We start from the raw sequence: 13,825 nt of genomic DNA on the forward strand, positions 1-13,825 counted from the left end.
ACAGGGCCTGTCATGGACGTCTCCTTCCTGGGTGGTCCCCACCCGCAACGTGGCATCGGCATCGTCGCCCCTTTTGACTTCGCCCTCGACCGGGAGCTCTGGCGCTGGGTTCCCGACGAGGTGTCCCTGCACCTGACCCGGACTCCGTATGTCCCGGTGGAGGTGAGCCTCGACCTCGCGCGCCTGGTGAGCGAGCATCAGACGCTGCACGCGGCGGTGCACGCGCTGAGCGCCGCCGAACCCGAGGTACTCGCGTACGCCTGCACGTCCGGCAGCTTCGTCGACGGCATCGCCGGCGAGCGCACCATGAGCGCGGCGATGGAGACGGCCGGAGGGGTCCCGGCGCTCACCACCTCCGGTGCCCTGCTCGAGGCGCTCGCCGAGCTGGACGCGCGGCGCATCGCCCTGGTCACCCCGTACACGGCCTCGGTGACCCAGGCGCTTGAGGACTATCTCGCCGAGGCGGGCATCACCGTCGCCGGCCAGACCGGGCTCGGCCTGACCCGGCACATCTGGAAGGTGGCCTACCGCGACATCGTCGAGATGGCCCGGTACGCGGTCCCGCGCGAGGTCGACGCCCTCTTCATCAGCTGCACCAACCTGCCCACGTACGACGTGATCCCGCAGCTGGAGGCCGAGCTGAGGATGCCGGTCATCTCGGCCAACCAGGTCACGATGTGGGCCGCGCTGCGCCGACTGGGTACCAGTGCGGTGGGGCCGTACCAGACGCTGATCGACGAGTCGGCGCGGCGCACGGTGCGGGCGGAGGTACCGCTCGCCGACGCGCCGAGGCCGGACGCCCCGGCGCCGGCCGGTGTGGCCCCCGAGCAGCAGCTGTCGGAACCGCCGGGCTTCGCGGAGCCCCCGGTGTTCCCGGAGCCGCCGGTGTTCCCGGAATTCCCGGGCGCCGAGTGACGTGCCGGGCGCCGGGTACCCGTGCCCGGCGCCGGCACCACTCGCACACCGAGCAGCACGGAGGACGCAAGCGATGACCGCACTCGGATTCCTCTACCCGGGACACTCCGCCGAGGACGACTACCCGCGCATGGAGCAGCTGCTTGGCAGTGACATCCGCCTCGCCGTGATCCACACCGACATCGGCGAGGACGCCCACCGGGTCGACGCGCTCCTGCGCATGGGCGCCCCCGAACGGCTCGCGGCGAGCGTCGAGGAGCTGCGGCTCTCCGGCGCGGAGGCGGTGGTGTGGGCCTGCACCTCCGGCAGCTTCGTCTTCGGCTGGGACGGCGCGCACGAGCAGGTCAGGGACCTGGCCAAGTCCGCGGGCCTGCCCGCGTCCAGCACGTCCTTCGCCTTCGCCCACGCGGCCCGCGAGATCGGCGCGGAGCGCGTCGCGATCGCGGCGACGTACCCGGAGGACGTGGCCGAGCACTTCGTCTCCTTCCTGCGGGCGGCCGGCATCGAGGTCGTCGCGATGCGCGGCAGCGGCATCATCACGGCCGCGGAGGTGGGCACTTGGGGGTACGCGGAGGTCCTCGCCCTCGCCCGCGCGGGCGACCACCCCGACGCCGGGGCGGTCCTCCTCCCGGACACGGCCCTGCACACCGCGGCCCACGTCCGCGACCTGGAGAAGGAACTGGGCAAGCCGGTCCTGACGGCCAACCAGGTCACGGTCTGGGAGGGCCTCCGCCTGGCGGACCGCAGGGTGAACGCCCCGGCTCTGGGGGCGCTGTTCACGCGGGAGCCGATCGTGCAGATGCCCGGCTAGCCCCTGCGGGCAGTCGCTCCCCCTTCGACTGACCCGCCGTCGTGGCTGGTCGCGCCCCGCGGCGGAGCCGCCAATGTCACAGCCCCGCGCCCCTTAAGAACCCGCCCCTCCGGGGCAAAATCAGCCCCTCCGGCGTTTGAGGAGCGGGGGTCCGGGGGCGGAGCCCCCGAAGCGCCGCAGGCTTTCGGGAAGGGGCGGGATGGGGGAATAAAGCGGAGGCCGACTCCTGTTAGCTCCGGGTGCACACCCACGTACGTACGCAACGCAGGAGGCACTCCGGTGACCACGGGAATCCACGGCACCCCGCAGGGGGAGGCCCCCGTACCCCTCTCCGTACTCGATCTGGCCACAGTCGGCGCAGGCCACACCGCCACCGACGCCCTCCGCACCGGAGCAGACATCGCCCGTCTCGCCGAGAGCCGCGGCTTCCACCGCTACTGGGTCGCCGAACACCACTCCATGCCCGGCGTCGCGTCCAGCAGCCCCGCCGTGATCCTCGCCCATCTCGCCGCCCACACCAGCCGCATCCGCCTCGGCTCGGGCGGCGTGATGCTGCCCAACCACGCCCCGCTGGTGATCGCCGAACAGTTCGGCACCCTGGAGGCGCTCGCCCCGGGCCGCGTGGACCTGGGCCTCGGCAGGGCACCCGGCACCGACGGCGCCACCGCCGCCGCCCTGCGCCGCACCGACAGGCTGAACGAGGGCGCCGACGACTTCCCCGATCAGCTCGCCGAGTTGACCCGGTTCCTGGACGACGACTTCCCCGAGGGGCACCCGTACGCCCGGATCCACGCGGTCCCCGGCCCCGTGCAGGCCACCTCGCCCGGCGGAGTGCAGTCCACGGACCGCCCCGCCATCTGGCTGCTCGGCTCCTCCGGGTTCAGCGCCCGCCTGGCCGGAATGCTCGGCCTGCCCTTCGCCTTCGCGCACCACTTCTCGGCGCAGAACACGGTGCCCGCGCTCGACCTCTACCGCGAGTCCTTCCGGCCCTCCGCCGTACTCTCCGCCCCGTACGCCCTCATCGGGGTCGCCGCGCTCGCCGCCGACGACGAGCGGGAGGCCCGCAGGCAGGTGCTCACCGGCGCGCTGTCGATGGTCCGCCTGCGCACCGGCCGGCCCGGCCTCGTGCCGACGCCCGAGGAGGCGGAGGCGTACGACTACAGCCCGATGGAGCGGGAGTTCGTCGACGGCTGGCTGAAGAACGTCGTGCACGGAACGCCGGACGAGGTCCGCACCGGCCTGGACGACCTGCGGAAGCGCACCGGCGCCGACGAGCTGATGCTCACCGCCAACGCCCACGGCGGCGCAGCCCGCGTGCGCAGTTACGAACTCATCGCGGACGCCTACCGGTTGCCGAAGCTGTAGCGGACTGGGGGCGGCCCCTACGCTCCCGCGCGCAGCGCCGCGATCCGGTCCGGTGCCACCGCGCGGGAGTAGAGCCAGCCCTGCCCCGTGTCGCAGCCGATCCGCCGAAGCCGCGCCGCCTGCTCGGCGGTCTCCACACACTCCGCGGTCACGGTGAGCCCCAGCTTGTGGGCGAGCTGCACGAGCGCCTCGACGATGGTCTCGTCGGCGGGGTTCGCGTGCCCGCGCCCGTCGCCCGTCTCGTACTGGAAACCGCGGACGAACGAACCGTCCAGCTTCAGTACGGAGACGGGGAGCCGGCTTAGATAGGCGAGGTTGGAGTAGCCGGTGCCGAAGTCGTCGATGGCGATGTGCACGCCCATGTCGCTGAGCTCCTGAAGGGCCTGCAGCGGGCGTCCGGCCGAGCCCATCACGGCGGACTCGGTGAGCTCCAACTGCAGGAGTCCGGGGGCGAGCCCGGTCTCATCGAGGATCTGGGCGACATCGGCGACCAGGTCGGAGTCCCAGACCTGGCGCACCGCGACGTTGACGCTGACGAAGACGGGCGGCAGGTCGGGGCGCTCCAGCTGCCAGCGCCTGGCCTGCCGGCAGGCGGTGCGCAGGACCCAGCGCCCGAGCTGCACGATCGAGCCGTCCTCCTCGGCCAGTGCGATGAACCGATTCGGCGGCAGCGTGCCGAACTGCGGGTGGTGCCAGCGCACCAGCGCCTCGACCCCGCGCAGCGCCCCGTCCGCGAGCCCCACCAACGGCTGGTACTCCAGGGCGAATTCATCCCGGTCGACGGCCGGGCGCAGCGTGGAGGACAGGGCCTGGCGGGTCATGCGGTGCGCGTTGCGCTCCGGGTCGAAGAGCGTCCAGCGGGCCTTGCCGTCCTCCTTCGCCCAGTACAACGTCGTGTCGGCGGCCTGCATCAGAGCTGTCGCCCCCGTGCCCGCCGCGCGCCGCTCGACGACCCCGATGGACGCGGAGAGCGAGAGCCGCTGGCCCGACAGGTCGAACGGCCGCTGCAGCGCGTGCAGCACCTGCTCGGCGAGGTCGGCTACCTGGTCCGTGCCGGTCGAGTCCTCCACGAGCAGCGCGAACTCGTCCCCGCCGAGCCGGGCCACGAGCGGCGCCCCGCTCCTGCCGTACGCGACCCGGTCCGCGCAGCGCGTGAGGCGTTCGGCCACGGCGGCGAGCAGCCGGTCGCCGGTGCGGTGCCCGAGGGTGTCGTTGACCGCCTTGAACCCGTCGAGGTCCAGATAGCAGAGCCCGATCCGACCGGTACCGCTCTCCTCGTACGCGGCCGCCTCCAGCGCCGCCGCGAGCCGCTCGAAGAACAGGGTGCGGTTGGGCAGCCGCGTCACCGGGTCGTGCATCGTCACGTGCCGCAGCCGCGCCTGCAGTTCGCGGCGCGCGCTGACGTCGGCAACCGCGAGCAGCACTCCGCCGCTGTCCGGCATCGGCGACACGGTGACCTGCGCCCACAGCGAGTGCCCCTCGGGGTGCTTCAGGCGCCGGGTGCAGCGCAGCCTGGCCTGCCGCCCGCGCAGCACTTCGCGGTACGTGTGCCACGTACGGGCGTCTGAGGCGAGGTCCACCAGGTCGGCGGCGACCTGGCCGGTGAGCTCGTGGGCCGGGGTGCCGACCAGGGCGCCGAGCGCGTCGTTGGCCCGGCTGACCAGGCCCTCGCGGTCGACGACGGCGAGGGCGAGGTGGGCGGCGTTGAAGGCGGCCCGGTAGTCGCGCAGCTCGGCGTCGGTGCGGTGTCCTTCGGACGGTGGCGGTGGCGGTGGCGGTGGCGGTGGCGGTGGCGGTTGCGGTTGCTTTTGCGGTGCGGGGTGGCCGGAAGCCGTCGGGGAGTTACGCTCCGTGACGCTTTGAGGTGCTGTCACGGTCTGAGGGGGTGCGCCGGTCGGCTGCGCGGCTCGGGTGGCCGCCGTCGCCGTGGTCGCCGGCCCTTCGGACGTTCCGCTCACCGCTCGCTCCCGCAGGGCAGTTGGTTCTGGTACAGGTCTGGTCGGTCGGCCGGAAAGTGTGCCGATCATAGAGGCTGGTCGGAGCGTCGATCCAGCTCCGCCACGGTACCGAGTGGTCCGGCGGGGGATGTTCCGGATTCCCTTGCGGGGTAGGCCCGTTGACGTCTGATCGTTTCTGTCCGGACCGGTCCGGCTCTGACATCCGCTGACGTGAGTCGACTGTTTCCCTGGCGCGCTCGCTCACGCATCGTGACTGTCTGTGAGCGCCCTCCGGAGAGCCCACTCACTCGACCGGTGCACTGAAACAGGGCGAAGTGTAATAAAACGTCGCAGGGTGGGTGGGGTGTACCGCCGTCCCACCCGGAGGTCGACGTGCCGCGTCAGCACCCCCTCGGGGGTCACCCTCGTGAAGGGGGGCCCTCGCCCCGCGCGCGCAGCGTCGCGGCCGTCCTCACCTCGCTCGCGGCACTCGCCGCGACCTCCCTGGTGGCGGGCCCCGCGAGCGCAGAACCGTCCGCGGACCCCTGCGCCCTGGAGCGCACCCCGGCGCACCACTCGGAGGGCCTGGACACCTGGAACACCGCCTACCCCAAGCCCGAGCGCGAGCTCGACGCCGTCATGGTCTTCCTGTCCTTCCCGGACCACCGGCCCAGCCTCGACCCCGAGGAGCTGGCCGCCGACCACTTTCCGGCCACGAGCCGCTTCTTCGAGCGCGCCTCGTACGGCCGCTTCAGCCTGAACGCGCACCCGCAGCGGCAGTGGACCGAGATGCCGCACAGCTCCGACGCGTACGCCATAGAGCGCGACTGGGACCCCGGCCACCGCAGGGCCTACCTCCGCGACGCCCTCGCCGCCGCCGACCCGAAGGTGGACTTCGGCAAGTACGACATCGTCTACTTCGTCGCCGACCCGGACGCGCCCGGCGTCGACTCGGACGCCACGAAGGTCGTCAACTTCGACCGGCCGCTGCGCGCCGACGACACCGACATCCGCCGCGTCGTCACCGTCTTCGAGCAGCACCCGCCGGACCGGCACGTCCTCGCCCACGAGACCGGCCACGTCTTCGACCTGCCGGACCTCTATCACCGGCCCACGGACGGCAAGGGCGACTGGGACACGTACGTCGGCGACTGGGACGTGATGGGCAGCCAGTTCGGCCTCGCGCCGGATCTGTTCGGCTGGCACAAGTGGAAGCTCGGCTGGCTCGACCCGGAGCAGGTGCGCTGCGTGCAGGGCGACGACGACCGCCTGGTCACCCTGGAACCGCTGGCGGCGGCCGTACCCGAGGGCCGCACCGGCGGCACCCGCCTCGCGGTCGTCCGTACGGGCCGGGACTCGGTGATCGCCATCGAGGCCCGCAGCTCCACCGGCAACGACCGGACGACGTGCACCGAGGGCGTACTGCTCTACCGCGTCCGCAACGAGCCGGCCTCCGGCGCGGGCCCGGTCGAGGTGATCGACGCCCACCCCGACACGCAGGCCTGCTGGGAGGACTCGGTCTACCCGCCGCTCGCGGACGCCCCGGTGAAGCTGGGGGAGCGCTTCACGGTGCCCGGGGAGTCGCTGGGCGTGGAGGTCCTGAACCGGTCGCGGTCGGGGGCTTGGACGGTGAAGATCACGACGTAGGCTCACCGGTGCGGTTGCGGTTGCGGTTGCGGTGGCACGGGGTTCCGGGGCCTTCACGGCGGCGTCCCGTCGTGGAGGGGGTGTGGGTGGCGGAGCCCCCACTCGCGCGGCGAAGCTGCGCAATAACGACGTTGGCGGGTCATCTTCGCGCTTTCTGCGAAGATGACCCGCCAACGACAACGTGCGCCGCCAGGGACTCGAACCCCGGACCCGCTGATGCTGCGTTCATCCGGGGGGTAACCCCCGGACCCCCAGCCGTCTGTTGGGTGCCGCAAGATTCAGGAGTATGACGAAGGCCCTCCGCCGGAGCGAAGGGCCTTGTCTGTCTGTGCGCCGCCAGGGACTCGAACCCCGGACCCGCTGATTAAGAGTCAGCTGCTCTAACCAACTGAGCTAGCGGCGCCTGCTGACGTCGTAGACCCTAGCATCCTGGTCGGCGGGAGGAAAAATCGATATGCGGACCGCTGCACCGGCCATCGCGCGGGCCACGCGGACGCTCGCCCAGAGCAGCGCCTCGGGTCCCGGGAGCCACGGATCGCGGGTGTCGGGGGCGACCAGCCAGCGGGAGCCGAGGCGTTCCGCGGGGGCGGTCTCGTCGGGCGGGGCGAGCGGCGGGACGGTCACGGCGTCGCCGGTGCCGTGACAGAGCGGGGCGGGCACGGCGGGGCTCCACTCCTCCCAGGCGAGCAGCGACGGCAGGCGCTGCGCGGTGCCGGGGGCGGCGAAGATCAGCATCCGGCCGCGGTGCGCGGCGACCGGGCCCGACCCGGGGCCCTCGTCCCAGAGCCGGTCGAGCATCCGGCGCCCGAAGACGGCGGGCACGCTCACCACGTCGAAGGCGGAGCCGCAGGGCAGGACGACCGGGGCGTGCGGGCGGGACCCCCAGAGCGCGAGGGTGCTGCGCGGGTACGCCGACGCCGAGGCGAGCCAGCTCGCGCCGTCGACGGTGACCAGCGCGGCGTGGTCGAGCAACGGCGCCTGGGCCGGGGTGCTCGCGGCCGTGGCGGTCGTCGCGGGGGTGGGTTCGCTGAGGTGGCTCTGCCGTGCGCTCATGACCCAACATCTACCGGGAGCGACTGTTCCATTTCGGTGGGTTGCCGGAAACGGGGACAGGTCGGGGCGGTATGGAGTATCTTGCCCGGCGGCATATGCCAGTTGGGCTTGTGGGGTGGCCTGGCCTGTGGACGACTCGGCCTACGGCCGGGCATACATAAGGGACCAGCCGCTCGGGGCTCAGCGCGCTCAGTGCTCAGGGCTCTGCGCGCTCAGGTCTCAGCGCTCAGCGCCGGAGCGCATCAGCTCCCGGCCGAACTCGACCATCTTCTTCGCGTAGTCCTCGGTCCAGTCCGCGCGTTCGGCGATCGCCGCCATCGTCAGCCGGTCGAAACGGCGGGGGTCGGCGAGCTGGGCCGCCGCGATCGCCTGGAACTCCACCGAGCGGTCGGTGGCCGTGCGGAAGGCGAGCGTCAGCTCCGTCGCCCGCGCGAGAAGTTCGCGGGGGTCCTCCATCGATTCGAGGTCGAAGAAGTGCTCCGGGTCGGCGGCGGCCTCCGTCGGCTCGAACAGCAGCGGTGCCGGTCGCAGCCGCGGCTGTACCCGCTCGGGCTCCGCCATGCCTGCCTCCTGTGCGTACGTGTGCTTCGGTCCGGGCGGTTTCGCCGGGCCGTCTTCCATTGTCCAGCCGTCCGCAAGACCGCCTCGTCCGAACGGCTCGCGCAGGCGTGCTCCGGGGGTGGCCTGGGCGCGGTACGGCACCCGGTGTCCGGCCAGGTGGGAGAGGGCCGCGTGGTTGGCCTCCCACTGACGTGGGCGGGTGCCGGGGTGCCGGGGTGCCGGTCACGGTTGCCAGGTCACCCGGTGTTCGGCCAGGTGGGAGAGGACCGCGTGGTTGGCCTCCCAGCCGTCCGGGAACTTCACCGTGACGCCCAGCTGCACGGGTTCGGTGGACGGATGCTCGTCCAGGAGCTCGGTGACGCCCGCGCGGCACACCACGACGCAGGCCTGCCGGTGCCGGGAGGCGAGCACGCAGAGGCGGCCCGTCTCCAAGTGGAACGCGGTGGCGTCGGGGCGGCCGGAGAGCGGGTGCAGGACGACCGTCACGTCGTACTCCCGGCCCTGGAGGCGGTTGGCGGTGTCCACCGTGACGCCTGTGACCGCCAGTTCGGCCAGGGCGGCGCGGACCGCCGCGGCCTGGTCGCGGTGCGCTGTGCCGACGGCGATGCGGTCGGCGGTGAGCGGCGCCGGGTCGGGGGAGCGCTCGCTGACCGTGGCGCCGCCCCGGTCCAGGAGGCGGCGGACGACCTCGGCGACCGCCCGCACGGCTTCCGGGTCCGTACGCGGAGTGCGCCGCGCGGGCAGTTCGAGCAGGCCCCAGCCGGAGGCCGCCGCCTCGTCGAGTACGCGGTCGGGGCCGCTGCCGTCCGACGGGACCCCGAACGACAGGCTCCGGTCCCCGTGGTCCGTGCCGGAGCGGAACCGGGTGTACGGATAGAACGCGTCGCTGACCAGCGGCGCGGCCGAGGCGGGCAGCCGCCAGGACACCGGAAGGCGGTGCTGCGGCAGCTGCGGGTTGTGCGCGAGCAGCGTGGACACCGCGCTCGCCGACGGGTCGTACGAGAGACCGGCCCACTGCTCGCTGCCGACGATCGAGAACGGGTCGAGCTGGCCCGGGTCCCCCACGAACAGCGCCCGCTCGAAGAGACCGGCCACGGCGAGCAGCGCGTCCGACCGCATCTGGTACGCCTCGTCCACGATGGCGTGCCGCCAGGGCTCGACGTTCTTGACGTGCGCCCACTTCGCGGCGGTGGAGACCACCACGTCGAGCCCAGCCAGATCGGCGGCCTTGGTCGACTTGCGTACGTGCTCCAGCTCGTCCAGCGCCTTGTCGTACGGGTCGGCGTCGCTGCTGTGCAGGCGGCCCACCGGGAGGCCCGGTTCCTTCTCGGCGAGGCGCAGGACCAGGTCGTCCACCTGGGCGTTGGTCTGCGCGACCACCATCAACGGGCGGCCCGCCGCGGCCAGTTCGAGCGCGGCGTTGACCACGAGCGTGGACTTGCCCGCGCCCGGGGGCGAGTCCACGACGACGCCGCGGGCCTCGCCGTGCAGCGTGTCGTGGAGGATCGCCGCGGTCGCGCGGGCGGCCTCGGCGGACGGGTCGAAGGCGGCGCCCGAATCGCGCTCAGGGATACGGGTCACAGCACGTCCTCCGGGGTCACCGGATCGGGGGCCTCGGCGCCCTCGCCCGGCGGGCCGCCATGGGTCCAGGGGGTGTCCTCGGGGTCGGGGAGCGACGGGCCGCCGCGCGGCGCGTGCTCGAAGAGCGTCCAGACGATCCGGTCGCCCTTGACCGGCACGGAGCCTTCGTCGGGCTCCTTGCCGCGGCCCATCTTGTCCAGGACGCGCAGGACCACCGCGCCCTCCTCGTCGTACCCCACGAACTGGGCGCTCTGCGGTTTGCCCGCCAGCGTGCGGTAGACCTTCGCGCGCTCGGCGAGGTGCGGGCTGTCGTCCGTGCGCAGCGTGACCAGGGGGCGCGGGCTCGGGCGCTTGCTGTCGGTGTACGCCATCACGACCTCGGTGACCTCGCCGCCGAAGGCCTCGCCGGACAGCCTCCGGCCCGCCATCACCAGCGGGTCGTCGAGCGCCTCCTGGGCTTCGAGGCGGGCCTGGGCGGTCTCGCGCGTGGCCAGCTTGTTGGCCGCCGTGACCGCGTCGTCCAGGCGGGGCTGCGGGGGTTCGCCGGCGAGGACGCGGTCGCGGTGGCCGGTGTACGACCAGCGGTCCCTGGTCCAGCGCTCGGCGGCGCGCTCGCCCTCCGGCAGGGCGGCGAGCACGTCGAGGCCGCGCCAGACGGCGTCCCAGGTGGGGCGCGTACGGCTCTCGACCAGGGTGGCGATCTCGCGCTCCGCGGCGGTGAGTTCGGCCAGGTGGCGGTCGGCTGACGGGCCGTCCTCCGCGGCGGACAGCGCGGAGCGCGCCCGGTCGAACCGCTCGATCGCCGGGGCGAGGAGTCTGTTGTCGAACGCCGGGTCGGTGGCGGGGCCCGCCGGTGGGCAGAGCAGCTGGCCGGCGGCGTCCCGCGCGGTCTCGGCGCGCAGCGCGGCCGCGGCGCCCGAGCCGCCACCGTCCGAGCCGCCACCGCCCGAGCCGCCACCGCCCGAGCCGCCACCGCCCGAGCCGTCGGCGGCCGGGTCGATCCAGGCGAGGAGTGCGCCCAGGTGCTGGTCCTCCAGGCTGGACTGGCCCGTCGCCCAGTGGCGGGAGAGCAGCTCCGTCATCGCGGCGATCAGCGTCGAGCCCGGCACGCGCGCCCGCTCCGCGAAGTGCGTCAGCCAGCGCCCGAGCAGCGGCACGCGCGGGGGCGCCGGGTACGGGCTGTCCGGGTCCTGCTCGGCCGTACGCCGGAACCGCATGGAGCGCCCGAGGAGCCGTACGAACTCGATGCCCGCGCGGCTCGGCAGGATCAACTGCGGTGCGTCCGCGCACAGTTCGGTCTCGACCTTGACGCGCTTGCCGGTCTCCGGGTCGGTCTCGGTGCGCTCGGCGGGCTCGGTGGCGTCGGCGAACGAGTCGACGTACGGCAGGAGTTCCTCGGCGAGGTCGGCCAGGAACGCGAAGCGCAGGTCGCGGTCGCGGGGCTGCGGCACGCAGAGCAGCCGGGGCCGGTCGCGGTCCGCGCCCACCAGGGCACCGAGGGGCGCGCCCGCCTCGCCCGCGGTGGTGAGCGGCACGAACACCAGGGGGCGGGCGGCGAGATGGCGGTGCCGGACGGTGGCGAGCGGTTGGGCGTGGCCCGACTCGACGGCCTCCATCCGGGCCAGGGTGTGGATCAGCGACATGCGTCTCGCCCTTCCGTACGCGCGCGGGGTGCGGATCCGGTCGTACGCGCGCGGGGTGCGGTCGGCTCCTTGCGAGCCTCCTTGCGGACCCGGGGTGCGGTCAGCACGGGACCCCCTTCAGCGCCTGGCTGCGCAGCGCCGCCGCCCGGCGGAGGGCCGCCACCGCCGGGTCGTCCGGATCGCCCGCCTCGCCGCGCGCGGCCGCGAGGACCGCGTCGACCGTGGTGAGCGCGCCCAGGTCGCCGCGGACCGAACGGCCGAGCACGGTCACCTCGCCCTCGCCGCGGGAGCGGTCGCGGCAGTGGAACGCCAGCTCGCAGGCGGCGAGGCACTCCGGTGCGTACGCCGCGGGCACCGACTCGACGGCGCGGCCCAGCTCGTCCGGAGAGCGCTCGACGTCGAACGTCACGCCCTCGGGCAGGGCCGCCGCGATGTCCTCGATCCGGGTCAGGCGGCCCAACTGGCGGCGGGTCACGGAGAGTTGCTTGCGGACGTCCACCGCGGCGGCCGTCGGCTGGTTGGAGAAGTCCTTCGGGCAGACGAGCAGGACCTGGTGGCCGACCGGGGGAGCGGGGTCGAGGTGGGCGGCGACCTGCTGCAGCGCGAGCGCGTACACCGCGGCCTGGCGGGCGGCCGAGCCGACCTTCGCGGGGTCCGCCGCACCGTCGATCATCGGGAAGGACTTGATCTCCACGACCGTCCAGCGGCCGTCGGGGTGCACCACCACCGCGTCCGGCTCCAGGAACGCGGGCGAACCGGCGACGTCGAGCACCAGCATCGGGTGGTCGAGCAGCGTCCACGCGCGCGTGGCGGAGGCCTCGCGCAGGGCGAGAGCCGTACGCGCGGAGCGGCCCTCGGGTCCGGCCGCCGTGAGGTCCGGGGTGTGCACCTCGGACCTCACGGCGGCCGTCTCGGCACCGTCCGAGGGCGCGGGCGCCGGGCCGCCGCCCAGGTGGGCGTGGACCAGGCGGAGCAGCTCCGCGCCGCCGTCCGCCTTCACCTTCGCCTCGAAGGCGTTGCCCCGCACGAAGGCGAACTGGGACTGGCCGAAGCCGGAGGGCGAGCCGAGTGCCTCGGCGAGCGCCGACTTGTCCACGCCCGCGCCGTCGAGCAGGGCGCGGCGGCGGCAGCCCGGGTTGGCGGCGAGGGCGGCCAGCGCGCGGGCGTCGAGCGCCTTGGCGCGGACCGCGGGGCCGCGCAGCTCGGCGAGCCGCTGCCGCAGCGGCGCCGCCCGCGCCGTCGGGTCCGTCGGCGGTACCGCTGCCGTCGGTACCGCGCTGTTGGGGTATTCGCTCACCTGCCGAAGTCTCGCACCCGGGACTGACAACCGGGGAACGCATCCCGGACAAGCCCGTACGGAAGCGGGATTTGACCCCCGGGACCCAGGTCGACGAGCAGGGCCGGGGCCGGTACGCGAACCCGCCGGGTCCGGGCCCGTTCGAGGGGAAACGGCAGGTGCGCGATGATGGAGAGAGCCGGGCGGCCTGTCAGGAAAAGTCCGTGCTGTGCCCGTACGCCGAACCCTGGAGAACCCCTCATGGCCCCGCGCATCCTGCTGGCCCGCCACGGACAGACCGAGTGGTCGCTGTCCGGGAAGCACACCGGCAGGACGGACATCCCGCTGCTCGACGAGGGCAGGCGCGGCGCCAAGCTGCTCGGTGAGCGGCTGCGCCGCGCGCCCTGGAGCGGCCTCCCCGACGTAGAGGTGCGCACGAGCCCGCTCGTCCGCGCGCGGGAGACCTGCGACATCGCCGGCTTCGGCGACCGCGCGCGGGAGTGGGACACCCTCATGGAGGTCGACTACGGCGCCTACGAGGGCCTCACCCCCGCCGAGATCCACGCGACCCGCCCCGGCTGGGTGCTCTGGCGCGACGGCGTCCCGGAGGGCGAGACCCTCGACCAGGTCGCGGCGCGCGCCGACGAGGTCGTGGAGTGGGCCCGCTCCGCCGACCGAGACGTCCTGGTCTTCGCGCACGGCCACATCCTGCGCTCCATCGGCGCCCGCTGGCTCGGCCTCCCCGTGGGCTTCGGGGCCCGAATCCGCCTCAGCCCGACGTCGCTTTCGGTTCTGGGGTGGGCGTACGGGGAGCCGGCGATCGAGGCGTGGAACGAGACGGGGCACTTGGAGGGGTAGGCGGGTTGGGCGGCTTCCGTGGTCGGTTCCGCACCGTCGACTCGGTCACCGTCGATCGCCCTCCGGGCTCGTCCTCAATCGCCGGACGGGCTGGATTTTGTCCCCTCCCCGCCCCTTCCCGAAATCCTGCGGAGCTTCGGGGGCTCCGCCCCCGGACCCCCGCTCCTCAAGCGCCGGA

11 protein-coding genes and 1 tRNA gene are annotated in these 13,825 nt (G+C 73.7%); 5 read left to right on the forward strand and 7 right to left on the reverse strand.

Annotation, left to right across the window (positions count from 1 at the left end; translation table 11 throughout):
- Positions 1–12 precede the first annotated feature (12 nt).
- The 3 genes from QIT00_RS22835 to QIT00_RS22845 all read left to right on the forward strand — a co-directional run bounded on the left by QIT00_RS22835 (position 13) and on the right by QIT00_RS22845 (position 3,091).
- Complete coding sequence (locus QIT00_RS22835) at positions 13–915, forward strand: maleate cis-trans isomerase family protein (protein ID WP_282537214.1); 903 nt, start codon at positions 13–15, stop codon at positions 913–915.
- A 73-nt stretch (positions 916–988) separates the two neighbouring features.
- Complete coding sequence (locus tag QIT00_RS22840) at positions 989–1,726, forward strand: maleate cis-trans isomerase family protein (protein ID WP_282537215.1); 738 nt, start codon at positions 989–991, stop codon at positions 1,724–1,726.
- A 279-nt stretch (positions 1,727–2,005) separates the two neighbouring features.
- Positions 2,006–3,091, forward strand: coding sequence for an LLM class flavin-dependent oxidoreductase (locus tag QIT00_RS22845; RefSeq protein ID WP_282537216.1), 1,086 nt, complete (start codon positions 2,006–2,008; stop codon positions 3,089–3,091).
- A gap of 17 nt (positions 3,092–3,108) precedes the next feature.
- On the opposite strand, the gene QIT00_RS22850 is transcribed toward QIT00_RS22845, so the two are convergent.
- On the reverse strand, positions 3,109–5,049 hold the full coding sequence (locus QIT00_RS22850) for a putative bifunctional diguanylate cyclase/phosphodiesterase (RefSeq protein WP_408909830.1): 1,941 nt from the start codon (positions 5,047–5,049) through the stop codon (positions 3,109–3,111).
- 372 nt (positions 5,050–5,421) lie between these two features.
- Between QIT00_RS22850 and QIT00_RS22855 the strand changes: the two genes are divergently transcribed.
- Positions 5,422–6,675, forward strand: a complete 1,254-nt coding sequence (locus QIT00_RS22855; protein WP_282537218.1) for a M6 family metalloprotease domain-containing protein — start codon at positions 5,422–5,424, stop codon at positions 6,673–6,675.
- Positions 6,676–7,004: 329 nt separating this feature from the next.
- Here the strand turns inward: QIT00_RS22855 and QIT00_RS22860 are convergent.
- From QIT00_RS22860 to QIT00_RS22885, 6 genes are all read right to left on the reverse strand, one after another.
- A tRNA-Lys gene (locus tag QIT00_RS22860) sits at positions 7,005–7,078 on the reverse strand.
- Positions 7,069–7,728, reverse strand: a complete 660-nt coding sequence (locus tag QIT00_RS22865) for a bifunctional DNA primase/polymerase (protein ID WP_282537219.1) — start codon at positions 7,726–7,728, stop codon at positions 7,069–7,071. The genes QIT00_RS22860 and QIT00_RS22865 overlap by 10 nt, the downstream gene beginning before the upstream one ends.
- Positions 7,729–7,947: 219 nt before the next feature.
- The gene (locus QIT00_RS22870; protein ID WP_282537220.1) at positions 7,948–8,289 is read right to left on the reverse strand and encodes a hypothetical protein; all 342 of its coding nucleotides are present in this window, start codon (positions 8,287–8,289) and stop codon (positions 7,948–7,950) included.
- Between the two features lie 222 nt (positions 8,290–8,511).
- Entirely contained in the window at positions 8,512–9,870 is a 1,359-nt protein-coding gene (locus QIT00_RS22875; RefSeq protein ID WP_282537221.1) for an AAA domain-containing protein, read from the reverse strand.
- The gene (locus QIT00_RS22880) at positions 9,867–11,513 is read right to left on the reverse strand and encodes a hypothetical protein (RefSeq protein ID WP_282537222.1); all 1,647 of its coding nucleotides are present in this window, start codon (positions 11,511–11,513) and stop codon (positions 9,867–9,869) included. The genes QIT00_RS22875 and QIT00_RS22880 overlap by 4 nt, the downstream gene beginning before the upstream one ends.
- A gap of 100 nt (positions 11,514–11,613) precedes the next feature.
- Entirely contained in the window at positions 11,614–12,810 is a 1,197-nt protein-coding gene (locus tag QIT00_RS22885) for a hypothetical protein (RefSeq protein ID WP_408909831.1), read from the reverse strand.
- Positions 12,811–13,050: 240 nt separating this feature from the next.
- Here QIT00_RS22885 and QIT00_RS22890 point away from each other — a divergent pair, with 240 nt between their 5' ends.
- Complete coding sequence (locus QIT00_RS22890) at positions 13,051–13,647, forward strand: histidine phosphatase family protein (RefSeq protein WP_282537223.1); 597 nt, start codon at positions 13,051–13,053, stop codon at positions 13,645–13,647.
- Positions 13,648–13,825 lie beyond the last annotated feature (178 nt).

The organism is Streptomyces luteolus (genome assembly GCF_029968015.1).
GTDB lineage: Bacteria > Actinomycetota > Actinomycetes > Streptomycetales > Streptomycetaceae > Streptomyces > Streptomyces luteolus.

Coding starts and splice junctions, on each gene's coding strand:
- QIT00_RS22835 (WP_282537214.1), top strand. CDS start 13: ATGGACGTCTCCTTCCTGGGTGGTCCCCACCCGCAACGTGGCATCGGC.
- QIT00_RS22840 (WP_282537215.1), top strand. CDS start 989: ATGACCGCACTCGGATTCCTCTACCCGGGACACTCCGCCGAGGACGAC.
- QIT00_RS22865 (WP_282537219.1), bottom strand. CDS start 7,728: ATGAGCGCACGGCAGAGCCACCTCAGCGAACCCACCCCCGCGACGACC.
- QIT00_RS22870 (WP_282537220.1), bottom strand. CDS start 8,289: ATGGCGGAGCCCGAGCGGGTACAGCCGCGGCTGCGACCGGCACCGCTG.
- QIT00_RS22880 (WP_282537222.1), bottom strand. CDS start 11,513: ATGTCGCTGATCCACACCCTGGCCCGGATGGAGGCCGTCGAGTCGGGC.
- QIT00_RS22890 (WP_282537223.1), top strand. CDS start 13,051: ATGGCCCCGCGCATCCTGCTGGCCCGCCACGGACAGACCGAGTGGTCG.